This window comes from Crocosphaera watsonii WH 8501, from assembly GCF_000167195.1.
Lineage (GTDB): Bacteria > Cyanobacteriota > Cyanobacteriia > Cyanobacteriales > Microcystaceae > Crocosphaera > Crocosphaera watsonii.
The window spans coordinates 526542-552761 of the sequence record NZ_AADV02000001.1; the positions used below are offsets into that span (position 1 = coordinate 526542).

Genomic DNA, 26220 nt, shown 5'->3' on the forward strand with positions numbered 1-26220 from the left:
ATGAATAAGTCTTATGAGCAAACTGGGAATAAAGGAAGGATTTATAATGCTGATCAAATTACTATTAATGAAGCATTAGCACCCCCTCAAAAGATAATTGGAATACCTGAAAATATCCCTTATACGGGGACAGAGATTTTTATGGGTAGGGTAAAAGAGTTAGAAAAAATTGATGAACTTTTGAGCGATGATCAACCATTAGCTATTACTTCGGTAATAGGTATGGGAGGTGTGGGAAAAACAGAATTAGCTCTACAATATGCTCTCAGATATCAACAAAAGTATCAAGGTGGTATCTGTTGGGTAGAAGCAAATAGAAGCAATAGTGATGTTTCAGGACAAATTATTTCTTTTGCTCAATCATCGGTTAATGTTATTATTCCTGATCACTTAAATACTCTCAAGGAACGTCTACAATATTGTTGGAGTCATTGGCAAGAAGGGAATGTTTTGGTAATTTTTGATAATGTAGAAAATTACAAAAATATCAAGAATAGTTTACCAACAAAAAATGAAAAGTTTAAGGTTATTGTTACCAGTCGCCAGAAGTTAGGACGATTACAAAAGTTAGAATTAGAAGTATTAAAACCATCAGAAGCTTTAAACTTATTAAAACAAATTATTGGGGAAAAAAGGGTTAATGATGAATTAGAAATAGCGCAAGAATTATGTCAATGGTTGGGTTATTTACCGTTAGGATTAGAATTAGTTGGACGGTATTTAATTATTTATGAGGATCTAACTTTACGTAAAGCTTTACAACGACTCAATAAAAAACAATTACAAGCAAGAGCATTATTAGATCCTAAAGATAATGAAGCAGATATGACAGCGCAATTAGGAATTGCTTCTGCGTTTGAATTATCTTGGGAAAAACTATCACCAGAAGGGAAAAAATTAGGCTGTTATCTCAGTTTATTTGGTTCGGAATTATTTGACTGGTCATGGGTAGAATTCAGTCATTTATATCCTAATGAGGATGAAGAGGAGGAAATTGAAGAATTAGAAATATTAAGAGACGAAGAACTGCGAAACTTCAATCTTTTACAAAGCAGTAAACAAACTAATAAACAAGCAATTTGTATTATCTATTATTTAATTATTAATCATTTATACCAACTTGCATTTTTAAGTTTACTAGATTATCGTAAGGAAAATGCTAAGGCGAAACCCTTATATAGTTATCATCCCCTGATTAGTTATTTCTTTAAAAGCAAGTTAAATAATACAGATAAGAGTAATTTTATTGAGTTAGAAGATAGAAAAGCATTAAAACATAAATTTTGTAAAAGTTTGATTCCTGTTGCTCAGTCTATTGATTATGATCCAACTTTAAATGATATTAATAAATTTACCATTGCTGTCCCTCATCTGGAGATGATAGCAACATAAATGAGAGATAATATTGATGATGAAGATATTAAGTGGCCGTTTGTCGGACTGGGAAGATTTTATCAAGGACAAACCAATTATCAAGAAACAGAAAAATGGGATAAAGACTGTTTATCGGTTTGTAAACGGCGTTTTGGGGAGGAACATCCCGATGTTGCTAGTAGTATCAATAATTTAGCAGCACTGTACAAATCACAAGGAAAATATAAAGCAGCTGAACTTCTTTTCGTCAATGCTTTAGGTATGATGAAAAAGCTTTTAGGGGAGGAACATCCCGATGTTGCTCTGAGTATGAATAATTTAGCAGCACTGTACCAACCACAAGGAAAATATAAAGCAGCAGAACCTCTATATGTAGATGCTTTAGCTATGAGAAAAAAGCTGTTAGGGGAGGAACAGCCCGATGTTGCTCTGAGTATGAATAATTTAGCAGCACTGTACGATTTACAAGGAAAATATGAAGTGGCAAAACCTTTGTATGTAGATGCTTTAGCTATGAGGAAAAAGCTGTTAGGGGAGGAACATCCCGATGTTGCTCTGAGTATGAATAATTTAGCAGCACTGTACGATTTACAAGGAAAATATGAAGTGGTAAAACCTTTGTATGTAGATGCTTTAGCTATGAGGAAAAAGCTTTTAGGGGAGGAACATCCTGATGTTGCTCTGAGTATGAATAATTTAGCAGCACTGTACAAATCACAAGGAAAATATGAAGTAGCAGAACCTTTGTATGTAGATGCTTTAGCTATGATGAAAAAGCTTTTAGGGGAGGAGCATCCCGATGTTGCTAATAGTATGAATAATTTAGCAGCACTGTACAAATCACAAGGAAAATATGAAGTAGCAGAACCTTTGTATGTAGATGCTTTAGCTATGAGAAAAAAGCTGTTAGGGGAGGAACATCCCTATGTTGCTAGTGCAGCTTGGCGAAAGTAATCCACCAGATTTTTACAGAAACTTTCGTGACTAGCCACGACAATGTGTTTCAATGAAACTAACGGAAGAATCTCGAAGTTGATGTCCATGATAAAAGCATTGCCAATTAACCTCTCCAACCTACAGAAAACAGTACTCCAACAAATAGTGAGAGGGACAACAAACCCCTATCGCCTTGTTAGACGAGCCAAGCTAATCTTAGCCGCAGCATCAGGAGAGAGCAATAGTTCGATTAGTCGAAGATTAGAATTAGACCGAGTACAAGTGCGTCAGTGGCGATCGCGATGGTTTGAGGAGAGAGAAAAACTGAGTGCCGCCGAAGAACAACAGGTAACGGAGAAAGCATTAATGGTCTTGATCAAAGGAATTTTAAGCGATCGCCCAAGACCTGGAACAACAAAATCCTTTACGGTCGAACAAGTAGTCCAGATTGTAGAGATCGCTTGTGAAGAATGTGAAAAATCAGACAGGCCAGTGAGCCATTGGACACCTTCAGAGTTGGCGGATGAAGCCATAAAAAGAGGAATTGTCGAAAAGATTTCCCCCCGTAGTGTGGGGCGTTTTTTAAAAAGAAGCGACATTACAACCACATCTCGTTCGTTACTGGTTAAATGCCAAAATTGATGATCCCTTAAAATTTAAAAAGCAAGTCAAATATATCTGTGAACTTCATCAAGAAGCTAAAACTTTGTTAGAACAAGGAATTCATTTAATTAGTACAGATGAAATGACAGGGATTCAAGCTCTTGAGAGATTATTTCCGAACAAAAGAATCAAGCCTAAACAAGTAGAAAAAATCGAATTTGAATATGAAAGACACGGAACTTTAAGCTTGATTGCGAACTGGGATGTGGCAAGAGGAAAAGTTGTTAGTCCCTCTATTGGACCGACAAGAACAGAACAAGATTTTTCTGAACATATCCAAAGAACGATTAAGATTGATGAAAAAGCAGAATGGATTTTTATTGTAGATCAACTCAACACTCATAAATCGGAAAGCTTAGTCAAATTAGTAGCAGAAAGCTGTGGAATTACTATTGATTTGGGGAGAAAAGGAAAGGAGGGGATTTTGCAATCTATGGACAGCAGAGCAGATTTTTTATCAGATGAATCTCATCGAATTCGCTTTGTTTATATTCCCAAACATACATCGTGGCTTAATCAAATTGAGTGTTGTTTTTCGATCTTAGTCAGGCGTTTACTCAAAAGAATTACTGTCCGTTCAACTGAAGAACTATCCCAAAAAATTCTCAATTTTATTGATTACTTTAATCAACATTTTGCTAAGCCGTTCGTTTGGAAATTTAAGGGCTTTAAAGATCATAAGTGACTGGTGGATTATTTTTGCTAAGCTGCACTAGCCACTCAATCATGAAGACATTGTTCGCCAACTGTTCATCGGCGATAGCTCTAACTAGCTTTGAATCAATGGTAGCATTTGTGGTCATAACCCCCACTATACATAAAAATCCCCGATTTTACCTTTATGTTGTCAAGACAGATTCTTTATTGCGGTGAGCAATTACCCCAAAACTGTTAGTCTGACAACACATTGTTAGATATTAATAGGTTTTTAGTAGGTGCTTACAGTTAGTTGGGGAGGATGTCACTAGATTGCAACGCCATTTCCATAAAGGTTTTTTGAGAACTTTGTTCATACTCTTTGCTTTGAGGTTGACGTTGAATATAACTACCATCGGATTGTAATTCCCACCCTTGACGGTTATCTGCTAACATAACCCCTAAAATTTCTTGTAATTGTTGAGCAATTTTCGGATCTTCTACAGGGGTGATCGCTTCAACTCGACGAGAAAGATTACGAGTCATCCAGTCTGCACTACCAATATAAATCTCTTCTTCTCCCCCATTATGGAAGTAAAAAATTCGTGAATGTTCCAAGAAACGGCCAACAATACTAATAACATTAATATTATCACTCACCCCCTTGATACCGGGTTTTAAACAACAAATTCCCCGTATAACTAAATCGATATTAACCCCTGCTTGACTAGCTTTATAAAGGGTTGCAATGATTTGTGGATCTACTAAAGAATTCATTTTTGCCACAATACGACCACTCCCTCCATTGCGACAATGTTCTGCTTCTCGATTAATCATAGAAACCATGCGCTCGCGCATATTAACAGGAGCAACTAACAATTTACGATAGGATTTTTGTCGAGAATAACCAGTTAAAAAGTTGAATAAATCCGTTAAATCTGCCCCTAATTTCTCTCGACAACTTAATAGACCTAAATCCGTATACAATTTAGCAGTTTTAGGATTATAATTACCCGTGCCAATATGAACATAACGACGTATTTTCTCTCCTTCTTTACGCACAACTAAAATAATTTTTGTGTGGGTTTTTAATCCCACCAATCCATAAACAACGTGAACCCCTGATTGTTCTAAACGACGGGCCCAAATAATGTTATTTTCTTCATCAAATCTAGCTTTTAATTCCACCAAAGCAGCCACTTGTTTCCCATTAGCAGCAGCAGCAATTAAAGCATTAACAATGGGTGAATCTCCTGACGTTCTATAGAGAGTCATTTTAATAGTTAAAACATCGGGATCATAAGCAGCTTGAGTAATAAATTGTTGCACAGAAGCACTAAAAGATTGATAGGGATGATGAACTAAAATATCCTCCTGACGAATTAGAGAAAAAATATCCTCTCCATCCTGTTGAATTTTCCCGTCATCGTTACCATCTATAATCTCTTTTATACGTTGTAATTTAGGGGGAACTACTGCGCTCCAGGATTTATCTTTCAAGTCTGGACAAGGAAGAGACATAAAATAAAATAGGTCTTTTAATCCTAATAAACCCTCGATATCATAGACATCAATTTCCTCTAAGCCTAAATCTTCTATCAGTTGTTTTCTGATGGGTTCAGGGGTCGCTGCATGAATTTCTAATCTTACCGCAGACTTACCAATATGTCTTTTTCTTAACTCTTGTTCAATGGCCAAAAGTAGGTCATCTGCTTCGTCTTCTTCCACGGAGAAATCTGCATTTCTTGTCACTCGAAAACCATGACACTCTTGCACAATCATCCCAGGAAATAATGCCTCAAGATTGTGGGCAATAACTTGTTCTAAAGGAACCCCCGTCCAAATAGCTGTTTGCTCGTCTTCTTGATGTCTTAATTCTGGGGGGAGTGCCACAAAACGAGGCAAAACTCCAGGTACTTTTACCCTTGCAAAATGTTCTTCTTCTGTATCAGGATCACGAACCACCACCCCCAAGTTTAAACTAAGATTAGAAATGTAGGGGAAAGGGTGAGAAGGATCAACTGCTAAGGGGGTTAAAGCAGGAAAAATATTATCTTCAAAATACTGATGTAAATAAGTCCTTTGTTCTTGATCTAAGTCTACATAATTAATTAAATAAATGCCTTGATTAATTAATAAATTTCTCAGGGTATATTCAAAAAGATGATCTTGATCTTTCACTAAAGGACGAAGGCGATCGCTAATAGCTTTTAATTGTTCTAAAGGGCTTCTTCCATCGGCGCTTAACTTTCTTACACCTGCTTTAAGTTGTTGCTTTAATACAGCAACCCTAACCATGAAAAATTCGTCTAGGTTAGAACTAAAAATGGCGGCAAACTTCAGTCTTTCTAACAAAGGAGTCCGACTATCTAACGCTTCGTTTAAAACACGATGATTGAATTCTAACCAACTCAATTCACGATTAAAATAGTATTGGGGATCTTTAAGATTGATATTGTCTTCTTTAACTTTTGCCTGTGCCATAGTTCCAAGTATTTATGCAGCTAGATATAATAGTAATTGCTCTCGATTTTAGCTTAAATTATCATCGAGAGCTTTATTATGAGGTTAAGAAAAAAATGTTATTCTTTCTTCAAATTTTCTAACCCTGATACCACTTTAGCCGAGTCAATGCGATCGCCTTGTTTAATGGCATCTACCACATCCATTCCTTGAGTCACTTTTCCAAATACAGCATAGTCTCCATTAAGAAATTCTAAATCTGATAAGGCAAAATAGAATTGAGAGGAAGCTGAGTCGGGCATTCCTGAACGAGCCATGGCCACTGCTCCCCGTTCGTGCTTGAGGACTACTGGTTGAGAGGCCACTGTACCGCTTCCCTGTTGACCCAATGCTTTGCTGTAGGTGGGTGTTTCGTCTCCTTTTAGCTTAATTTCTAAAGGAATACGTCGTTCTTGTTGGGTGTCAGGGTCAATAAACCCCCCCGTTCCGTTTCCTTTGGGATCTCCTCCTTGGGCCACAAAGGGTTTTGGATCTGTAACCACACGATGGAAGATCAACCCATCATAAAAGCCTCTTTCAACTAGATCCACAAAGTTTCCGGCGGTAATAGGAGCATCTTCTCCTTTAATTTCGATGGTAACAGGGGAACCCTTAATAGTCATTTGTACCACAGCATTACCCTCTAATCTGGGAAAAGAGATTTGTTCATTGTCCGTTGTATTAGCACTGGATATGGTTTCGGAGTTGCTAGGAGCATCAGAACACCCAGTTATCATCAACCCAGAAACTAGGAGCAGACAGACTAAAATGTTTAACCAGCGTTTTTTGGGGTTTCTCATGGATATTTTCTCAGTTATCAATTATCAGTTTTTCTGTTTCTCAAGTCTTATAACCCTTCCAGGGGAACTCCTAAGAAACTAGCTAACTCCGCTCCTTCGTTTTCCAGTTCAGAGAGGGACATGGGTACGCCTACACGGGTTAGGGGAACGTCTCGTTTTTGTTTAACCCGTAGATAAAGTTTTCTCTTGGTATTTAACCCTTCTTGGATGTCCGCTTTAACTGCTTGTACATCTTCTAGGGGACAAGTAAATTCAACTCGACGATTCTTGCCAGGAAACCCCCAGCGAAAAATTGTTAGTTTGTTGGTTTGTTTATTGAATTCGTTGTAACCACCCCCAATATTCAAAATGACCGTAAACCATTGATAAAGTGCCAAAAGAGATCCGGCTATTCCATAGAACAGTAAGGCAACTCCTTGAGGTATGAATTGTAGGGAGGAGGTGTCGCTAACAATGAGTAGGTTGGTTTGTAAATAACTCGAAATTCCTGCTAAAAGGAAACCAATACCGCCAATGGAGGAAACTGCCGCCCACCAGTAATTACTGAAGCGACGAGAACCGAGAACGTCTTGACGAAAAATGAGGCGATCGCTTGTCATGGCCGCTGCTTTTGTTCAATTTTCCTAGATAGTATCCGCCCCATTGTATCATTGTTTTGAATAACTAATTAAGTTATTTCTCACCAGTTAACCTTCACCAAGCTTTGGGTTTAAAACCCATTTACTTCTATTTATTAAGAAGTATTACAAAGGCTCAAATCCTTAACTATTCACTATTCACCAATGCCTTATAATACTATCTGCAGAGTATCGTTACACCTCATACAAGGCATAAGCATTCATGACATTTTATCAAAGAGCCAGTGGGATTTTGTTGCACCCAACCTCTTTACCCAGTCGCTTTGGTATTGGTGACTTAGGTGAAAGTTCCTATCGCTTCATTGAATTTTTAGCAGCTAGTGGGCAAAATTTATGGCAAGTCTTACCCTTGGGACCCACAGGATTTGGCAATTCTCCTTATCTATCCTATTCGGCTTTTGCTGGCAACCCTCTATTAATTAGTCCAGATATTCTCTGTGGAGATGGTTTACTTACCAAAGCTGACTTAGATGCTTATCCAACTCTACCAGATGATCGAGTTGATTACGATTTAGTCATTAAGCATAAGTTACCCTTACTAAAAAAAGCAAGTGATACCTTTAAAAATGGCAATTTCCACGAACTAAGAGGACAGTTTGACCAATTTTGCCAGAGTAATACCTATTGGTTAGATGATTATTCCTTATTTATGGCTATTCATGACGATAACCCTGAAAAAGCATGGTCCGAATGGGATCGAGACATTGCTAAACGGGAACATCACGCCTTACAAGCTTATGGGACTAAGTATGCAGAGGCAATTTTTTATCACAAGTTTTTACAGTTTGAATTTGTGCGTGAGTGGAAACGGGTAAAAAAATACGCCAATGACCGCAACATCAAGATTTTTGGGGATATTCCTATCTATGTGGCCTACGATGGCGCAGATGTTTGGTCTCATCCTGATATTTTCTGTGTTGACTCGGAAACTTTAGAAGTGAACTTAATGGCAGGTGTTCCCCCGGATTATTTTAGTGAAACTGGTCAATTATGGGGCAATCCCGTTTATAACTGGCAAAGACTTAAGGAAACGGGTTTCAGTTGGTGGATTGAACGGTTTAGAGGGACTTTAGAATACTATGACGTGGTTAGGGTTGACCATTTCCGAGGGTTTGAAGGCTATTGGGCCGTTCCTAAAGGGGAAAAGACTGCTATAAATGGCCAATGGTTACCAGCTCCAGGAAATGACCTTTTTGCCTGTCTCAAGGAAACATTGGGAACCTTACCCATCGTCGCCGAAGATTTAGGGGTGATCACCGCCGAAGTGGAAGCTTTGCGGGATAGGTATGAGTTTCCAGGGATGAAGATATTACACTTCGCTTTTGATTCGGATCGGTCTAATCCTTTCTTGCCCTACAATTATTACAATCGTAATTGTGTGGTTTATACAGGAACCCATGACAATGACACAACCGTTGGCTGGTTTGCTGAACGAAATTTTGAACAACGAACGAGGGTAACAAATTATTTGGATGGTATTTCTCCTCAAGGGATACACTGGAGCTTAGTTGCTTGCGCTATGAGTTCGGTAGCGAATCAAGCGGTGTTCCCTTTACAGGACATTTTGGGTTCAGAAAGTGATTGTCGTATGAATACCCCAGGTTTAGCTGCTGGTAACTGGGAATGGCGATATCGTCAGGAAATGTTGACCCCAAAATTAACAGAATATTTGCATCAAATGACCCAATTATACGGAAGACTTCCTTCTTAATGTCTAGAATGTAATAGCAGTAAAGAGACAGGATCGGTCTATCTATGGGTTTTTCACCTGAACGCTCTGTTGATGACAAGGAGAGCAGAGGAAAGTTCATCGGCTTTACTTTCTTTTGTTTAGCCATTGTTATGGTGACTTATAGCACTTTTGGCTGGTATGTAGGTAGTTCTGCGATCGCCTGGAGTCATTGGTTAGCTAACCAAGGGGAAGCTTGGGGATGGGTTTTAAAGGATGAAGTAATCTTCTTGCTGCTTCATCTTCTAGCAGCAGGAGTCGTTTTACTAATAACCGCTAGTTTAGCCGCTCCTGTCGCTATCATCACCATTGTTTTTGGTAGTAGCTTTAAATCGGATAATAAAGCTATTATCGCAGTGTTATTATGGTCGTTTGTGGCAGTCGTCATGCTGCGTTGGATTGGGGATTTTTCCCGCATTCTTTTGTTACTTTCTGCTGCTATTTTAGCTAAACTAGAGTTACAAAAACTAGGGTATCCTCAATGGCTAGTTATGTTTCTCTTAATCATCATTTGTTTAGGTGGGTTTACTTTAGGATTACTGGGTTATTACCAGTTGCAATAACTTTTATTTGTACTGAGTCAGAGGTTTCTCTTGGCGAAGGGCGCGAGTTTGTTCTAGAATGTTCTCAATATTTTCTTGGGAGAGATTTTGAATATAGTTTATCTTAATTTCTTCCAATAGATCATTGAGTAAAGATTCAATTTGTTCAATACTATGTTCTGCTTGTAATTCGCTTCCTAAAGATTTACTAAATTTCTCAACCAACTTTTCTAATAGTCGATCAAAGTCTGGATCTTCTATTAATAGTCCTTGCAGTCCAACGGATAACCCTTGATACAGTTGAGACACTAATCTTTCTGTTAGTTGGCTTTGCATTACTTTAACCCCTGGCACGTTTTCTAAGCCTTGATAAGCAGGGGTTTGGGTTAACGCCTTGTCTACATTATAGCGTAAAAATTCCTCTGCCTCGGTACGAATTTCAGGAATAACTTTATTAATAATTAAATTAGCCATGAGTTTCACTAATTCTGAAGTCTCATTAACATCGTTAATATCAATATATTGCGTGGTATTTTGTTTAATTAGAACTTCACGAATGGTTCCATTATTAATAGTTCCTTGAACTTGATCCACAACTTGAATAATAACAACTTCTGTAATATCTTGGGCAATTCCTGCTACAAATCCTTGACTTGCTTGTTTTTTAATTGCTTTGAAATCAATTAACTTTGCCTGGTCTAAACGAATAGTTAAAGGAATAATTCTTAGGAAACGAAATATAGGGATAAGCAAGAAAATATCGTACCAACGCCATAAGGTAGCATCGAACCAACTAACCCCAGCATGACGACGGCTAATGAACCATGTTCTTGCTAAAAATCCTGTCAAAAATAACAGAAAGAAAGGGGTATCAATTAAACCAAAATTATCAAAAGGTTCCCCACTTTCTCCCACAGGACGAAAGTAGTTAGTTGCAATTAAAGGGGCAATCTCTTGGTCAAAAAAATCTAGTTCATTTCGCCAACCATTTTGCTGGAAATTTTTAGCACTCCAAAACTTCCTAAAAGAATCTTTTGCCGAACTTTCTGGGTTATCAAAGACGTGTCTTCGAATCTTATTTTTAATGCGTTCTAATGTCCCTGTTTTATTAGCTATTTGAAAGGGATTTTGTTTGACCATTTCCACACTTCTTTGACGGAGATCAACTAGGATTTCATCAATATTTTGCTGAGTTTCTTTTGTTTCTGTTAAATTAGAATCCGTAAATGCTTGTTGACTGATAAGCTGATTAACAGCTTCATTCAAATCTTCTACTCTTCGTAAATATTGATCAGTATCTCGATAAGGCTCAATGCCTTTGATAATATCGTACTGAGTAATTAATTGTGATAAACGACTAGGTATAGGTAGTAGAGTAATTTCTCTTTCAAATGTACCAATTTTTATGGACCAGGTAATTCTCTCCTGTATCAAAAAATCTCGCAAAGGAATATAACTTAAATCAAAAATTACTAATATATAATTGGCTAAGACTATCGAGGCCATAATTTTCTCAAACCAAAGACGGGGGCGCAAGAATTTTGTTTGAGATCCTGGAGACACTTTTGTTATTGTCATAGAGAAATCACACCACCTATAAAAATTTTACTAAAGTTATTATAAAGGAACTTTCTCATTTGTCTAGGAAGTCTAGACTTTTATTACTATAGTAAGAGATATCTGACTGAGATGATAAGTTAGCTATTTCTTCATCTTAGTTCTCATACTCTGTCACTAACTCAATATTAAGAATGACTGCAAATATTCAAAAATCCTATAGCTATAAAGTGGGTGGAAGTCTAGGTTTTGCTCATCCTACTTATGTAGAAAGACAAGCAGATCAAACCCTTTTAACCGCTTTAACAGCAGGTAAATTTTGCTATGTTTTTAACTGTCGTCAAATGGGAAAATCAAGTTTAAGAGTACGTGCAATGCACCAACTACAAGCAAAAGGAATGAGTTGTGCTTCTGTTGATATTACCAGTTTAGGCAGTGATATTAGTCAAAAACAATGGTATAGCGGTATCATCACCCAATTATTTTTAGGGTTTAATTTAATTGGCAAAGTTAACTTAAAAGTTTGGCTCAGAGAACGAGAAGAATTATCAGGTATTCAAAAATTTAGTGAGTTTTTAGAAGAGGTATTACTGGTTCATTGTCTCGGAGAAAAGGTTTATATTTTTATCGATGAAATTGATAAGATTCTCAGCTTGAATTTTTCTCTAGATGATTTTTTTTCCGTGATCCGTTTCTTTTATAATCAAAGGGCAGAAAACCCTAAATTTAATAGATTAGTATTCTCTTTATTTGGAGTTGCTACCCCAACAGATTTAATTCAAGATAAAACCCAAACCCCTTTTAATATTGGCTTTCCTATTGAATTAACTGGATTTACTTCAAAAGAAATAGAACCCTTAGCCCCCGGTTTAACTTCTATTACTGACCATCCTCAAAAGGTTCTTGAGACAATTTTAGACTGGACAGGGGGGCAACCTTTTTTAACCCAAAAAGTTTGTGATTTACTGTTAACTCAAGGTAAGATTATTCCTGCTGGTCAAGAAAAAGAATGGGTCAATAAACTCATCAGAGAGTTTATTGTTGAAAATTGGGAATCCCACGATGAACCCGTGCATCTAAAAACCATTAGAGAGCGAATTTTTAGGCAGGAAAAAAGAGCAGGAAGACTGTTAGGTATGTATCAACAAATCTTGCAAGAGGGTTTCTTAAAAAGTGATGAGAGTTCGGAACAAACAGAATTAAGATTATCTGGTTTGGTGGTTAAAAAAGATGGCAACTTAGTTGCTTATAATAAAATATATCAATCTGTATTTAATGAAGAATGGGTAAAAAAAGAATTAGAAAAGATTAGACCTTATTCTGAAATGTTAACAGGTTGGATGAATTCTAATTATGAAGACGATTCTCGCTTATTAAGAGGTAAACTTCTCAAAGATGCTCTAAGTTGGGCAATGGATAAAAGCTTGAGTGATCTTGATTATCGATTTTTAACCGAAAGTCAAAACTTAGATAAACGGGAAGCAGAAATTAATCTCAAAGCTCAACAAAAAGCTAATGAGATTTTAACCAGAGCGAACCAAAAAGCTCAACGAATGATCCGCTTAGGCATGACAATTTTAGGGGTTTCTGTAGTAGGTGCAACTTTTGCATTTACTCAAGCTAGGATAGCCTTTCAGAAGCAAAGAGAAGCCCAAATAGGTACTCAACTAGAGCGAAGTGGAGATAGTGCTTGGCGACAATTTGAATTTGAACAATTAGACGGCTTAGTATCAGCAATAGAAGCTAATCAAGAATTAAAAACTATTGTCAAAGATCAACGACTTTTAGAAGATTATCCCGCCACTAGCCCTATTTCTGCTCTAGAACAAATTCTTAACCGTATCCAAGAAAAAAATAAATTAATCGGCCATCAAGATGCGGTTAATAGTGTTACCTTTAGTCGTGATGGTCAATGGATAGCCACCGCTTCCAGTGATGGAACCATTCGTTTATGGAACCGACAAGGGCAACAAAAAGCTGTTTTAAGGGGCCACGAAGGTAATATTTATGGGGTAGCTTTTAGTCCCGATAGCCAAACCCTGGCCACTGCGGCCCAGGATGATACTGCTAGGGTGTGGAACCTACAAGGGAAACAACTGGCCTTGCTTAAGGGTCATGATGCTTCGGTTTATAGTGTTACCTTTAGTCCAGATGGTCAACGTCTTGCCACCACTTCACGGGATAATACTGCCAGAGTTTGGGATAAACAAGGAAATTCCCTCTTAGTGTTGAAAGGTCATAAGAAATCCGTGGATGACGTTGCTTTTAGTCCCGATGGTCAATATATTGCTACGGCCTCACGGGATGGAACCGCCAAGTTATGGGATAGTCAAGGAAATTTAAGGAAAACTTTACAGGAAAAGGCAACACCTTTGTTTAGTATTAGTTTTAGTCTCGATAGTCAACGTATCGCCGCAGGGGCTAGGGATGGAACCATTTACATTTGGGATAAACAGGGAAATTTGACCTTAAATTTGAACGGTCATCAAGAATTGGTCAATAGTGTTGTCTTTAGTCAAGACGGCAACTTAATAGCCAGTGGTTCGAGTGATGGAACCGCTAGACTTTGGAGTACAGAGGGAGAAGAGATAACAGTTTTAAAAGGTCACCAAGATCCTATTTATGATGTGGCTTTGAATTATCAAAGCACAGAATTAGCTACCGCTTCCAGTGATGGCAAGGTTAAATTGTGGGCTGTTAAACAAACTCTAAATAATGGGTTTAATACCTTAGATAGTTATGTTACCAGTGCTGACTTTTCTGAGGATGGTAAATTCTTAGCGATCGCCGATGAAAGGGGTCAGGTTTATACCTGGAATTTACAGGGAAAAAATCTAGAAAAATTTGAGGCGCATGGTAGTGGAATTAATGCCATTCGTATCGCTCCCAATGGGCAAATAATGGCTACAACTGCTAATAATGGGGTGGTAAAAATATGGGATTTACAAGGGAATTTATTGGGAAATTTGAGGGATAATAAGGTGAGAATTTATAGCCTTGATTTTAGTTCTGATAGCAAAAAGTTAGTCCTGGCAAATCGTTCGGGAGAAGTGGAACTATGGGATTTAGAAAAGCAGCCCTATCAATTAATTAAAAAATTTCAAGCTCATGAAGATACCATCAACCATATTGTTTTTAATCAAAACAGTACCAAAATAGCCACTGCATCCGCCGATAAAACCGTCAAAGTCTGGGATAAGCAAGGGAATTTAGAACGATTATTATCTGGACACCAAGAGAGGGTTAATTGGTTGAGTTTTGCTCCAAATAGCAACTATTTAGCCACAGCATCGGAAGATAGCACTATCAAGTTATGGGACTCAAAAGGAGAATTGATTACCACATTAAAAAGCGATTTATTTCCTATTTCCCGTGTGAATTTTAGTTCTGATGGAGAGTATTTTGTCACCGCTTCTCAAGATGGAACAGTAAGATTATGGGATCGAGAAGGAAAACTACATACAAAGATGAAAGGTTATCAAGAATCCCTGGAAAGTGTCAAATTTACCCCCGATAATCAAACCATACTGACAGTGGCTAGAGATGGTACAGTAAAAATGTGGCCTCTAGAATCAGAATTTGTTCGCTTAAGTTCACTTTTAGAGCAGGGATGTCATTGGTTAAAAGATTATTTAATTAGCCATCCCTCTGAGCAGCCTAAATTATCCAGTTGTCCTCATTCAAATGATGCCAAAAAACCCTTAACTCAATATTAATATTTCATTTTGTTACAAAATATAGGGGTTTACACTGCCCAAGTTGACCAGGCTATGTTAGGGTATAAATGATTGAGAGTTTTTCGAGTTCGGTTTCAGCATTGGTTATGATTAGTAATTGGTTCTTTCCTGTCTACATCGCCTGGTGGGTTTCCGAAATTTTAGTTGATTCTCTCGTAACCCTATAACTAATTTTGGAGATATCCCATGACAATCTATGTAGGCAATATATCTTATGATGTAACCCCTGAGGATTTAACAGAGGTTTTCGGCGATTATGGTACGGTTAAACGAGTTTCCCTGCCCACAGATCGTGAAACAGGAAAACCTAGAGGATTTGGTTTTGTAGAAATGGACAACGATGACGAAGAAACGGCCGCCATCGAAGAGCTAGACGGTGCTGAATGGCTAGGAAGACAGATGAGAGTCAACAAAGCAAAACCTCGTGAGAACAAAGGTGGAAGTTTTCCTAAGCAGAAAAGTTTTTCTTAGTAAGATCCGACTAAAAAGTATCTATAGTTTCCTTAATTACTCGCGCTTTTCGTCCTCAAAAAAGCGTGTTTTTTGTTATTGAAACAAAAGAACTAGGTGTCAAGCATATGATATATCAACCCATATTTCCCATGGGCTGAAGTTGAGAATGGCAGGAAGAAGCCTAAAATGTAGTTAGATTTGATAGTATTTTTAGATGGGGACTTCTTGTAACATTTTTGTTAATGTAATGGTGTCTTTTTGCCAAAACTTTGTTATTAACTAACCTATGGACTTTTCTAGTAACGTTGCCAGTCAACTAAATGCGGTGACAATTCTACCGGAAGGAATTGTTATCATTACCTTGATGCTGGTTCTCATTGGTGATCTGATTGGGGGTCGTAATGCCAGAACATGGCTACCCTACTTCGCTATCGCTGGTTTATTAGCGGCTTTATTTGCCCTTTACCGAGCTTGGGATAGCCCTGATACCTTGGGGTTTCTCGGGGCGTTTGATGGGGATAATTTAAGTATTGTCTTCCGCGGGATTATCGCCTTATGCACTATTGTCACCCTTCTCATGTCTATTCGCTACGTGGAACAGACGGGAACCTCCCTGGCGGAATTCATCGCCATCATGTTAACAGCTACTTTGGGGGGAATGTTTCTCTCCGGGGCTAATGAGTTGGTGATGATTTTTATCTCTTTGGAGATGTTGAGTATCTCTTCTTATCTGATGACGGGATACATGAAGCGAGATCCTCGTTCTAATGAAGCTGCTTTAAAATATCTGTTGATCGGAGCTTCGAGTTCGGCTATTTTTCTCTACGGTAGTTCCTTGTTATACGGTTTATCGGGAGGGGAAACCACTCTAAACGCAATTTCAGAGAAAATTTTGACCAACGATAGTAGTTCTTCTTTGGGACTGGCGATCGCTTTAGTATTCATTGTTGCAGGTATTGCCTTTAAAATTTCTGCTGTTCCTTTCCACCAATGGACCCCCGATGTCTATGAGGGTTCCCCAACTCCGGTGGTGGCGTTTCTCTCGGTGGGATCGAAAGCAGCAGGGTTCGCCTTAGCTATTCGCTTACTTGTAACGGCTTTTGCTTCTATTGTGGATCAATGGCATTTAATTTTCACCGCCTTGGCTATCCTCAGTATGGTTTTGGGTAATGTGGTAGCTTTGACCCAAACTAGCATGAAACGGATGTTAGCCTATTCTTCCATAGGCCAAGCTGGGTTTGTGATGATTGGTTTAACGGCCGGAACCGATGCTGGATACTCTAGCATGGTGTTTTACTTATTAGTTTATCTGTTCATGAACTTAGGAGCCTTTAGTGGGGTGATTTTGTTCTCCCTACGCACCGGAACTGATCAAATTAGTGAATACGCAGGACTTTATCAAAAAGATCCCCTTTTAACTTTAGGGTTAAGTCTTTGTTTACTGTCTTTAGGGGGTATTCCTCCCCTGGCTGGATTTTTTGGCAAGATTTATATTTTTTGGGCTGGTTGGCAAGCAGGACTTTATGGCCTAGTTATACTGGCTTTAGTAGCTAGTGTGGTATCTATTTACTATTACATCCGTGTGGTGAAAATGATGGTAGTAAAAGAACCCCAGGAGATGTCCGATGCAGTTAAAAACTATCCCGAAATTCAATGGAATTTACAGGGAATGCGTCCTTTACAAGTGGGATTAGTGTTATCGGTCATAGCCACCTCTCTGGCAGGGATTTTATCTAATCCTCTCTTTACTTTAGCCAACAATTCTGTGACCACTACCCCGATTTTACAATCATCGGTGGTTAATACTCGTATTTCTCAAGTGGAAACTCCTTCTCCTAGCATTAACCCATAATTTTCTGTAGTGTGGGCATTGCCCACACTACTACTTGATAAACTTACAAACCTGAGTTCGATATAAGGAAATTTATAGACAACTGGTCAAAATTAAGAGTCTTAAACCCTGATTATCTGATGGAAAAAACTCGAACTCCGAACTCCGAACTCCTAACACCGAACTCAGCTTACAAGTAATCCTTCAAATAAGATCCGCCCTTCTGTTGCCCTTGTAAGGGGATCAGAAGCCCTTTCCGGGTGGGGCATCATTCCCAAGACATTACCCTGTTTATTGCTAATTCCTGCAATATTAGAAAGGGAACCATTGGGGTTTGTATCTTCGCTTATTTCTCCCGATAAGTTGCAGTAGCGAAAAATAATTTGTTGGTTATCTTCTAACCCTTTGATTGTCTCTTCATCCCCATAATAACGCCCCTCTCCGTGGGCAACTGGGAGGGTAATGACTTGTTGAGGGGTGTATTTTTTTGTCCAAGGTAATTGATTATTTTCTACCCTGACTGGAATGCGATCGCAGATAAAATGTAAATCTCGGTTACGGATGAGGGCCCCTGGTAATAAACCTACTTCTGTTAACACTTGAAAACCGTTACAGATCCCTAACACTAATTTACCTTGGTTAGCGTGTTCTATGACCGATCGCATCACAGGGGAAAAACGAGCGATCGCCCCACAGCGAAGATAGTCGCCATAACTAAACCCTCCAGGGATGACCATAACATCAATATCGCTGATATCCGTGTCTTGATGCCAGATCATGCGGGTGGGTTGATCGAGTAATCCTTCTATAACGGTTACTAGATCGCGATCGCAGTTTGATCCAGGAAAAACAATAACTCCAAACTTCATTAGTGACTCCCACTGGTTGTTAGTGCAGTGATTTCATAACTATAATTTTCGATCACAGGGTTGGCCAAAAGGCGATCGCACATTTCATCCAGTTGGGTTTCGGCCTGGGTTTGATCTTCTGCGGTCATGGTAAGCTCAATGTACTTCCCTATTCTTACTTTTTCTACACCTTCGTATCCTAGCTGATGTAGTCCTGATTGTACTGCAACACCAGCCGGATCTAAAACCGACGGTCTGAGGGTGACATATATGCGACAATGGTATTCTTGAGACATTGGCAGTCAGTAATTAAGCTATATTTTCCAATATTAAATCTACTTGTTCTCAGACTAACATGATTAGAACAGGAAATTAATTTATAGGCATAATATTATTATGTCCTGATTCCCATAGATTAGCTTATGGCAGAAGAACCTAAAAAAGATCCTAAATTATCTGAACAGTTAACGGATGCTTTAATTAAACTATTGGTGGCAGGAAGTGGCGGATCTTCTCTTTATTTTTTGTTTACTGATAGTATTCCTAAAGCAATAATTGCAGGGGCGATCGCTACAGGGACAAGTTTATTAACTGGTTTTTGGCAAGGGGTTATCGGTGTGCTGCAACCCCGTTCAAAAAGTTTAGGAGAGCAAGCTGGAAAAGCCATAGAAAAAGGTTTAAGTGGTTTTAGTTCTCAATTGTCTAATTTTTCCGAGTTGTACCTAGAATCCTTGAAAACCTATTGTTATGCTTTAGAAGTCGAGGGATTTCAGGACTTGCCAGGTTTGGCGTTAAAGGATGTTTTTGTTCCCCTCAATGTTTACTCAAAGGAGGGAATAATAGAACAAGGATTTAAAGAAATTTGGGATTTTTTACCAAGTCAACAAGCTGAAAATTTACCCCATAGACGGATTATTGTTATTGCTGATCCAGGTTTCGGTAAAACAACTTTAATGCGTCATTTAGCTTATTCTTATAGTACAGGAAATTATAGAAATACAAAATATTTTATTCCTATCTTGCTACGGTTTCGAGATATTTATTCCTTTATTCTTTTAATGAATTCTGAATCTGAGTCAGAAAAGAATAATTTTGTTGATTTAATTAGTTTGATTATTACTCATTTAGAAAGACAACCAGAATTTAAAGAACTTAAACCTGATCGTATCTGGTTAAAAAATAATCTAGATAATGGTAACTGTTTAGTTATTTTTGATGGGTTAGATGAAGTACCAAAAGAACAACGAGAGAATATAAGACGTTGGACAGATAGCGTTATGAAAGAATATCAAAATACTCAATTTATTTTAACTTCTCGTCCTCACGGTTTTGAATTAAATGCTGATCAACCTAGCTATCCTATTAAAATTGATTTAAAGTTACGCATTCGAGAATTTACTAATGATCAAAAAGAGCAGTTTATTAATAAATGGTATCGTACCGTTATGTGGGAAATGAAATGGAAAAAACTCTATGAAAATAGTTTAAATAATCCACCCAATGAACAATTAACGAAAAAGGTAACGAGAATTAGAAGTGATCAAGAAGCACGAGAAAATGCTGAAGATTTGAGAAAACAATTGTTTGCTAATCTTGCACTAAAAGATTTAGCTCGTAATCCTTTATTAATTACAATGATTACTACAACCCATCGTGCTGAAAGAACTTTACCCACAGAACGAGAAGAGTTATATCGCAAAATCACAGATTTATTACTATCAACTCGTCCCCATCATAAGAATACTTTACTAACGTTAAAACCTGTAAAATAATAAGATTATTTTACAGGTTTTAGCTTGGCATTTAATGGAAGCAGAAGAAACAACTTTTACCCCAGAAGAAGGAATTCAATGGATTGAATCAACTTTAAAAGATTGTTGTCAAGAAAATTAGTCTTTAACAGGAAAACAATTTTTAAGAGAAATGTTAGAAATCACAGGGTTATTACAAGAAAGAGAATTAGACACTTATGAATTTAGTCACTTAACTTTTCAAGAATATTTTGCTGCTTTATATCTTAAGGATCTAGGAAATGAAGGACAAGCAAAAGTTATTGAAAGATTAGGAGATAAAACATGGGAAGAAGTGATTTATTTTTATATGAGTTTAGCCGATGCAAACCCTATTATTACTGCAATTTTAAATAATCCTAATTACAATACTTTATATATAGCAAATCAGTATAAATCTTGGTCACTCGTAACAGCTTCAATTAGAGAAAAAATAAATGATTGCAATAAATCTTATTATGCTAGTCATGAAGATCATCCCCTTATTTTTTATGACCAAATTCTTGCTTTGACAACCTTGGAAAAACACTTTAATAACTTAACAGCTATCGATGAAAAAACGCTATTTCTGAACCCATAACTTGGGTAGAATATAAACTATTTTTGGACGCACAAATATCGGGACAGTTTCATTCTACTGCTGAAGTGATTGATATTTCTGATAAGATTTTTAATAGCCCTGTTATTGGTATAAAATGGCAGGATGCACGTTGGTTTTGTGCTTGGTTAGCGACTCGAAAAGACCTACAATCATCAGAGGAAGTTTATGATTATCGTTTACCTACTGCTGATGAAATGTTGCAATCAGCAAGAAAGGGGATAACGGAAGATTATGAAGGGATAGGAGACTTTTTAAGAGTGGTACGAGTTACTATTCCTTCTTACTACCAAACCTTAATTAATTACTTGTCTTCTGGACGTTGGAAAGACGCAGATGAAGAAACTGTTCAAGTCATACTTCAAGTTGCTAACCGAGTTAAACAAGGATGGTTAGATTTTAAGGATATCGATAACTTTCCTTGTGAAGATTTACGTATTATTGATCAACTTTGGGTGAAGTATAGTAACGGACAATTTGGTTTTTCTGTCCAAAAGCAAATCTATATGGATGAACTAGGAGGGACAAAAATGTATAATGAATAAATATGGGACAAGTTTTGTGATGTTGTTGGGTGGAGAATAAGAGAAGAATATCTAGATTACTTGGACATGACTTTTAAATTAGGGGATACTACACCAGTAGGACATATCCCAACTTTTTTGTTTATTCGTTTGTCAAGTGTAGGGCGGTTATTCTTTCGCGAAAATACTTGTCAACTGTAGCGTATAAACTTTACAATCTTTTGTAAAACCATGAATATTCGCTCTTTTTTACGAGTTTGTTGGTTTTAAGAGTATTAAACATTGATAGCAACATTCTTATAATAGAAAGTATCAAATATTTTGACAAGAGAAATGAAAGATATTTATAAATTACCTTTAATTTTGGAACCTCAACCTGAAGGTGGTTATACGATCACCTGTCCTTTAATTCCTAACTTAATTACAGAAGCAGATAACTTAGAAGAAGTCATCCCCAATGTATCTGACGCATTAGCAGCATTAATAGAAACCTATGAAGATTTAACCCAACCTTTAATATTTTGGCTAAAATTAAATAATATACATAACAATAGAGAATGAACCAATGAAAAAGAAATATGTTTATTGGCAAAATGACGATATGTGGTTAGGATATTTTGAAGAATATCCTGATTACTGGACACAAGGAGAAACAGAAGAAGAATTGAAAGAAAACCTCCTTGATATTTATCATGAATTAACCAGTAATAATCTTAGCCATATTCGTAAAGTTGCAGAACTTGAAGTATTATGAAGCGAAGGGATTTAATTAAAAATTTAGAGAAAATGGGTTGTATTTTTGTTCGTCATGGATGGAAACATGATTGGTATCAAAACCCTAAAACGAAAATTTCGCAACCTATTCCTAGACATCGAGAAATTAAAGAACAACTTGCTAAACATATTATCAAAATGCTGACTGATAATGAAAATTCAAATGCTTAAACCTCTATTTTCTAATGATAAACTAGAATTAAACTAATGCTGTAACGCTCCAGAATTTTCACTTTTCTAATAATTCCCAAGCTAGTTTAGCTGCACCCACCATTCCTGCTTGATTACCTAATTTTGCCGTTAATAGCTGTAAATTTTCGCGAGAACTGAGCAAAACCCGTCTCTCTATCTCTTCTAGAGTCGCCGGAAAGAAAAACTTTGTACTGCCGCTAATACCTCCTCCAATAACGATCGCTTCTGGGGTCAAAACATAGATCAAACTAGCTAAACCTGCACCCAATAAACAACCGTAGCTTTCCCAAAATTCCAGGGTTGGTTTATCACCTCTTTCCGCCAATTCTCCCAATTCTGCTGGTTCTTTCCCCGTCATACGGCGTATCGCTTGAATAGAACCATACTGTTCTAGAGAGCCATTATTACCACTGTTACACACCGGACCATCAAAATTCAGCGTAATTAACCCTAATTCTGCGGCCGCCCCCAAATGACCGGTAAATAGATGGCCATTGAGGATAATAGCACCACCAACCCCCGTTCCCAAGGTCAACATAATCAGGTTTTGATAGTCTTTCCCTGCACCTAACCAAGCTTCCCCTAAACCGGCACAGTTAGCATCATTAGCGACGGTTGTGGGTAGTCCGGTTTGTGCCTCTAACCAGTCTGCCAGAGGAACATCTTGCCACCCAGACAAGTTAATAGCTGCCTTAGCAATCCTACCACTTTTATCAGCCGGGCCAGGGGTTCCTACCCCTAAAGCGAGACAGTTTCCAGTGGGGGTAAGTTGGGCGATCGCCTCCACCATACTTTTTACCACAGCTTCGGGGGTTGCCGGTTGGGGGGTAGCAACGGTTAAGGAGTTGATGCAGGTACCATCTGCGAGAAACTGTCCGAGTTTAATGGCAGTCCCACCGAGATCAAGGCCAATGACTGAGGGTTTTTCCATACAATTTAATTAATCTCTTTAATTAGATAATTTTACTAGAATAGACTGAAAGCTATTCTAGTCTTTTGTTAATTTTAAATGACTATCTACCTGTTGAGGATGGTGGTTATTATCGATAGTAATCACTAAATCGACTAAAGTTGGGTTTTGGGCTAAAGGTGTTATAAATAGTTCAGGATGTAAAGCTTTCCAAAAATAGTTAACAAAGTCTTCTACTTCTTGATCATCCATCCCTGTTTTACCTGATAAAATCATTTTTTGTTCTGCTTCTTTGCGCCATTGTTTACTAAAACGATAATCTTTAGGATAGAGAATAATCAGGCGATCTAATTTTTCCCATAAAGGTAAATAAGCTTTTAACTTTTCATTGATATCTTTAGCAAACTGTCTATCTTCTTCTGTCTTAATAGGTAATGGTGCATCATGAAATTGAGTTTCATTGATGGGTTGAACTCCCAGAAAACAGCCTTCAAATAGGATAATATCAGGCTTCTTATTAATCATTTCTGGTTCTTTTCTATCCCCCTGACCATTCCATAAAGATTTATCAAAACGAGGAATAGAAATAGGTGATAAATGATTAGGATATTTTAACTGATTTAAAATCTTAATTCCTAATTCTATATCATGGGTTCCTGGAGGTCCACGCCAAATCAAACGGGGGTCAATTTCTCGTAATTTTTGACGTTCACTATAGGTTTTATAGAAGTCATCAATGGAGATAGTAATGGTTGTATATTCTAGTTGTTTTAAAATTAAACAAAGAACTTTTGATAAAGTTGTTTTTCCTGTTCCTTGTCCTCCTAAAATTCCTTGTATTAACGGTGATTTTTGTTGACTTTTTTCTTGACTTAATTGAACAGCTAAAGGGAGCAATAGTTTCCACATAAATGACATTATGTCAAGAGTATTAAAGCCTAAATCATGACAATATTGAGCAATTAAATGATAACTTTTACCCAATAAATCAAGACGGTTATTTATTTTTTCTCTACCATTTTCTGGATTTATATTAAATATATTACAGAAAGATTTATCTTGTAATTCTTCCTGTAATAAAGTTTCGATTTCAGAAGGAGACAAAGCAGAAGATTGATTGATTTTTTCTAGTAACTTAAGAGATTCCATGCTATTTTATGAACCCAGTTTGAGGGCTTCAACATATAAACTATAAGTTACCCCAATTTTAAAAAGATTGAGAATATCGAGACTTAGTGATCGCCCTTCCTTTTTACTTCTACTATAGGTGATTCTGCTAATTCCTTCAGTAAAAATTAACAGAAAAATTCCTACAGTAATATCCCAATAAGTCTGTTGTCCTGCTGTAATAGAAACAGCTTGGCCAACAAAAAAGCCTAAAAGAACACTAATTAAACTTAAAGAAATCCGTCGCCAAGGATTACTAAAAGTTTCGTTAAACTTAGTTTGAGTAACTTCTACTAAAGTGTTTAATCTCGTTCTTTGCATAGGTTAATTCTCCTCATGTTTTTTTGTGACTATCTATCCAAACGGTCTAATAAATATAAACCCACAACAATACCAGCAAAGTGACAGAGAATGGTGTGAGTATTAGCAAGAAGCAATAAAATTTCGCTAGGAGTCGGTAACTTACTGGTATCATAAACCGCTGCACCTTGAGGAATATTAGAAAGTTTGCGCCACAAAATACCAACAAAACCTTCTGCACCAATAATTGAGAGGAAAATCCCTACTAAATTTGATAGTAAACCGACCCGAATTAATTGTAGTGTAGATGACTTTTTCGGCCGTGATTTTGCTTCGGGGTTTCGCATCAATTGGGCAATTTTTTTATAACGAAAACAAATTAAAATACTTATCACCAGTGCGATAACGCCAGCAATAGAACAAAATACACTAAAAGAAGTCCCTTCTGTTGAGGTTTCTTGAGCTACTAAACCAGCTAAGGCCAAGAATAACAGAGCAGCAGCTAGTACCCCTAACACTAACTGTCCCCAGAAACCAATATTTCCGGACCATTGCAGAATTCTCGCAGCACGTTTGACATTGGGGGGAAGGGGAGGGAGGGGTCGAGAAATTTCGTAGTTTTTACTCATAATCTGATGGTGAAAACTTTGATAGTTTTAACTCTGTGGGTTCTTCTTTAATGATGACACAGTTGAACTATTAAGTCTGGGTTCGGAGTTCAGAGTTCGGAGTTCGGAGTTCGGAGTTCGGAGGCTCGATATTAGGTGTACCGTTCGGAGCCGCGCTCACGGCGAAGCCTCATGAGTCCGAGAAACGCTATATATTAAGGTCAAAATTTCTGTTCAGGAAGCGTTTAGAAATAACTTTTTTGACTCATCCTAAACGATTGGACTTTGGATAAAAAACAATTGTTAGCGTAAATTTTACGCTAAACATATCTCCAGAGCTAAAATAGAGAATTAAGGTGATTTTAAAAACTCCCTTTCCATCTTTTTAGGGGATTTTAAATATTAAATAGCTTCATTCAGTTTCGGTTCCAATATAGATATCTAAGTAGCTTTCAGTTAGAGATTGAATGACTCGTTCTAATTCATCAATGAGATTTCTTCTAGTGAGTTTTTCTACAGCATCAATATGAGCAGAACTTCCGGCTCGTCCTAAATATTTATATTTGGTTTTTTTCTCATTATTAGTGGCCATAGGAAAAATTGATTCAGCAGCCTGTAGTTTATAATACCAGTAGATTGTTCCCTTTCCATTAACCTGATAACGAATAATATGACAATTAGCTGGTGCTACTTCCCCTTCCCGTTCAATTTTCTTTATTTTCTGTTTAAGAGAGCGAATTAGACTCTTAATTTGTTTGGCTCTCAGGTGGACATCTTGACTGGTCTTAAGTTCGGAATGTGATGACATTAGCCTTAACTGTAACAAACAACCTCTTTTGATGTTAGCGTATATATTCAGCTAATTTATAAGGTAATAAATTTTAAAAATGACCAAAAATGAAACGGCTACGTCTGTCGAGGAATTCCTGGTGTGGAGGTCTAACCTCTTCCAAGGACTAAAAGCTAGAAAAGAAACTATTATAGAATTACTCGATGCCCTCTCCAGTAACCAACAAGCTCACTCAGTCGTTGAATTGTCTCTCAATCCTTTATTTAGGGTTTGCTGAATAAAAGCAAAACCCTATTCTTTAAAAGGTTACACCCATATTCG

27 protein-coding genes and 1 pseudogene are annotated in these 26220 nt (G+C 37.4%); 16 read left to right on the forward strand and 12 right to left on the reverse strand.

The window, feature by feature from the left end:
• The 4 genes from CWATDRAFT_RS38145 (at nt 1) to CWATDRAFT_RS02665 (ending at nt 3658) form a co-directional block, all read left to right on the forward strand.
• Nucleotides 1-1392, forward strand: coding sequence for an NB-ARC domain-containing protein (locus CWATDRAFT_RS38145; protein ID WP_007303535.1), 1392 nt, complete (start codon nt 1-3; stop codon nt 1390-1392).
• On the forward strand, nt 1393-2328 hold the full coding sequence (locus CWATDRAFT_RS38150; protein WP_007303536.1) for a tetratricopeptide repeat protein: 936 nt from the start codon (nt 1393-1395) through the stop codon (nt 2326-2328). It begins immediately after the preceding gene.
• A gap of 42 nt (nt 2329-2370) precedes the next feature.
• A complete protein-coding gene (locus CWATDRAFT_RS02660) occupies nt 2371-2952 on the forward strand; it encodes a helix-turn-helix domain-containing protein (protein ID WP_007303067.1) in 582 nt (193 codons plus the stop codon).
• 64 nt (nt 2953-3016) lie between these two features.
• On the forward strand, nt 3017-3658 hold the full coding sequence (locus CWATDRAFT_RS02665; protein ID WP_007303537.1) for a transposase: 642 nt from the start codon (nt 3017-3019) through the stop codon (nt 3656-3658).
• Here the strand turns inward: CWATDRAFT_RS02665 and CWATDRAFT_RS40935 are convergent.
• The 4 genes from CWATDRAFT_RS40935 to CWATDRAFT_RS02680 form a co-directional block, all read right to left on the reverse strand.
• Entirely contained in the window at nt 3642-3776 is a 135-nt protein-coding gene (locus tag CWATDRAFT_RS40935; RefSeq protein ID WP_268742135.1) for a hypothetical protein, read from the reverse strand. The genes CWATDRAFT_RS02665 and CWATDRAFT_RS40935 overlap by 17 nt on opposite strands.
• A gap of 142 nt (nt 3777-3918) precedes the next feature.
• Nucleotides 3919-6093, reverse strand: a complete 2175-nt coding sequence (ppk1, locus tag CWATDRAFT_RS02670) for a polyphosphate kinase 1 (protein WP_007303538.1) — start codon at nt 6091-6093, stop codon at nt 3919-3921.
• Nucleotides 6094-6191: 98 nt separating this feature from the next.
• The gene (locus CWATDRAFT_RS02675) at nt 6192-6911 is read right to left on the reverse strand and encodes a peptidylprolyl isomerase (protein ID WP_007303539.1); all 720 of its coding nucleotides are present in this window, start codon (nt 6909-6911) and stop codon (nt 6192-6194) included.
• A gap of 47 nt (nt 6912-6958) precedes the next feature.
• Nucleotides 6959-7510: a photosystem I assembly protein Ycf4 gene (locus CWATDRAFT_RS02680; protein WP_007303540.1), complete on the reverse strand. Its 552-nt coding sequence runs from the start codon at nt 7508-7510 to the stop codon at nt 6959-6961.
• Nucleotides 7511-7751: 241 nt separating this feature from the next.
• Between CWATDRAFT_RS02680 and malQ the strand changes: the two genes are divergently transcribed.
• Nucleotides 7752-9260, forward strand: coding sequence for a 4-alpha-glucanotransferase (gene malQ, locus CWATDRAFT_RS02685; RefSeq protein ID WP_007303541.1), 1509 nt, complete (start codon nt 7752-7754; stop codon nt 9258-9260).
• Between the two features lie 44 nt (nt 9261-9304).
• Nucleotides 9305-9841, forward strand: coding sequence for a hypothetical protein (locus tag CWATDRAFT_RS02690; RefSeq protein WP_007303542.1), 537 nt, complete (start codon nt 9305-9307; stop codon nt 9839-9841).
• 3 nt (nt 9842-9844) lie between these two features.
• Here the strand turns inward: CWATDRAFT_RS02690 and CWATDRAFT_RS02695 are convergent, their stop codons facing one another.
• Nucleotides 9845-11398, reverse strand: coding sequence for a hypothetical protein (locus CWATDRAFT_RS02695; protein ID WP_007303543.1), 1554 nt, complete (start codon nt 11396-11398; stop codon nt 9845-9847).
• A 173-nt stretch (nt 11399-11571) separates the two neighbouring features.
• Between CWATDRAFT_RS02695 and CWATDRAFT_RS02700 the strand changes: the two genes are divergently transcribed.
• The 3 genes from CWATDRAFT_RS02700 to CWATDRAFT_RS02710 all read left to right on the forward strand — a co-directional run bounded on the left by CWATDRAFT_RS02700 (nt 11572) and on the right by CWATDRAFT_RS02710 (nt 17419).
• Nucleotides 11572-15093 carry an AAA-like domain-containing protein gene (locus CWATDRAFT_RS02700; RefSeq protein ID WP_007303544.1) on the forward strand — a complete coding sequence of 1174 codons (3522 nt, stop codon included), beginning with the start codon at nt 11572-11574 and terminating at the stop codon, nt 15091-15093.
• Nucleotides 15094-15300: 207 nt separating this feature from the next.
• Nucleotides 15301-15585: an RNA recognition motif domain-containing protein gene (locus CWATDRAFT_RS02705; protein ID WP_007303545.1), complete on the forward strand. Its 285-nt coding sequence runs from the start codon at nt 15301-15303 to the stop codon at nt 15583-15585.
• 268 nt (nt 15586-15853) lie between these two features.
• Nucleotides 15854-17419, forward strand: coding sequence for an NAD(P)H-quinone oxidoreductase subunit N (locus CWATDRAFT_RS02710; RefSeq protein WP_007303546.1), 1566 nt, complete (start codon nt 15854-15856; stop codon nt 17417-17419).
• Nucleotides 17420-17583: 164 nt separating this feature from the next.
• Here CWATDRAFT_RS02710 and purQ read toward each other — a convergent pair whose 3' ends face one another.
• A complete protein-coding gene (gene purQ / locus CWATDRAFT_RS02715; protein ID WP_007303547.1) occupies nt 17584-18267 on the reverse strand; it encodes a phosphoribosylformylglycinamidine synthase subunit PurQ in 684 nt (227 codons plus the stop codon).
• Nucleotides 18267-18542, reverse strand: a complete 276-nt coding sequence (gene purS / locus CWATDRAFT_RS02720; RefSeq protein WP_007303548.1) for a phosphoribosylformylglycinamidine synthase subunit PurS — start codon at nt 18540-18542, stop codon at nt 18267-18269. The genes purQ and purS overlap by 1 nt, the downstream gene beginning before the upstream one ends.
• 126 nt (nt 18543-18668) lie before the next feature.
• On the opposite strand from purS, the gene CWATDRAFT_RS38155 reads away from it, so the two are divergent.
• The 6 genes from CWATDRAFT_RS38155 to CWATDRAFT_RS02740 all read left to right on the forward strand — a co-directional run bounded on the left by CWATDRAFT_RS38155 (nt 18669) and on the right by CWATDRAFT_RS02740 (nt 22103).
• The gene (locus tag CWATDRAFT_RS38155) at nt 18669-20018 is read left to right on the forward strand and encodes an NACHT domain-containing protein (protein ID WP_007303549.1); all 1350 of its coding nucleotides are present in this window, start codon (nt 18669-18671) and stop codon (nt 20016-20018) included.
• A 151-nt stretch (nt 20019-20169) separates the two neighbouring features.
• Nucleotides 20170-20616, forward strand: coding sequence for a hypothetical protein (locus CWATDRAFT_RS38160; RefSeq protein ID WP_007303550.1), 447 nt, complete (start codon nt 20170-20172; stop codon nt 20614-20616).
• A 23-nt stretch (nt 20617-20639) separates the two neighbouring features.
• On the forward strand, nt 20640-21179 hold the full coding sequence (locus CWATDRAFT_RS40940; RefSeq protein ID WP_007303551.1) for a GUN4 domain-containing protein: 540 nt from the start codon (nt 20640-20642) through the stop codon (nt 21177-21179).
• Nucleotides 21180-21491: 312 nt separating this feature from the next.
• Entirely contained in the window at nt 21492-21719 is a 228-nt protein-coding gene (locus CWATDRAFT_RS02730; RefSeq protein ID WP_021834300.1) for a type II toxin-antitoxin system HicB family antitoxin, read from the forward strand.
• A gap of 4 nt (nt 21720-21723) precedes the next feature.
• On the forward strand, nt 21724-21912 hold the full coding sequence (locus CWATDRAFT_RS02735) for a hypothetical protein (RefSeq protein WP_007309115.1): 189 nt from the start codon (nt 21724-21726) through the stop codon (nt 21910-21912).
• Nucleotides 21909-22103: a type II toxin-antitoxin system HicA family toxin gene (locus tag CWATDRAFT_RS02740; protein WP_007303552.1), complete on the forward strand. Its 195-nt coding sequence runs from the start codon at nt 21909-21911 to the stop codon at nt 22101-22103. The genes CWATDRAFT_RS02735 and CWATDRAFT_RS02740 overlap by 4 nt, the downstream gene beginning before the upstream one ends.
• Before the next feature lie 58 nt (nt 22104-22161).
• On the opposite strand, the gene CWATDRAFT_RS02745 is transcribed toward CWATDRAFT_RS02740, so the two are convergent.
• The 5 genes from CWATDRAFT_RS02745 to CWATDRAFT_RS02765 form a co-directional block, all read right to left on the reverse strand.
• Entirely contained in the window at nt 22162-23055 is an 894-nt protein-coding gene (locus tag CWATDRAFT_RS02745) for an ROK family protein (protein ID WP_007303553.1), read from the reverse strand.
• 57 nt (nt 23056-23112) lie between these two features.
• Entirely contained in the window at nt 23113-24183 is a 1071-nt protein-coding gene (locus CWATDRAFT_RS02750) for a hypothetical protein (RefSeq protein WP_007303554.1), read from the reverse strand.
• A 6-nt stretch (nt 24184-24189) separates the two neighbouring features.
• Nucleotides 24190-24522, reverse strand: a complete 333-nt coding sequence (locus tag CWATDRAFT_RS02755; RefSeq protein WP_007303555.1) for a DUF565 domain-containing protein — start codon at nt 24520-24522, stop codon at nt 24190-24192.
• 29 nt (nt 24523-24551) lie between these two features.
• Nucleotides 24552-25130, reverse strand: coding sequence for a DUF3611 family protein (locus CWATDRAFT_RS02760; RefSeq protein ID WP_007303556.1), 579 nt, complete (start codon nt 25128-25130; stop codon nt 24552-24554).
• A 391-nt stretch (nt 25131-25521) separates the two neighbouring features.
• Nucleotides 25522-25917, reverse strand: a complete 396-nt coding sequence (locus CWATDRAFT_RS02765) for a hypothetical protein (protein WP_007303072.1) — start codon at nt 25915-25917, stop codon at nt 25522-25524.
• Between the two features lie 79 nt (nt 25918-25996).
• Here CWATDRAFT_RS02765 and CWATDRAFT_RS02770 point away from each other — a divergent pair.
• Nucleotides 25997-26167: pseudogene (locus tag CWATDRAFT_RS02770) on the forward strand (NF041680 family putative transposase); the annotation flags it as partial.
• Nucleotides 26168-26220 lie beyond the last annotated feature (53 nt).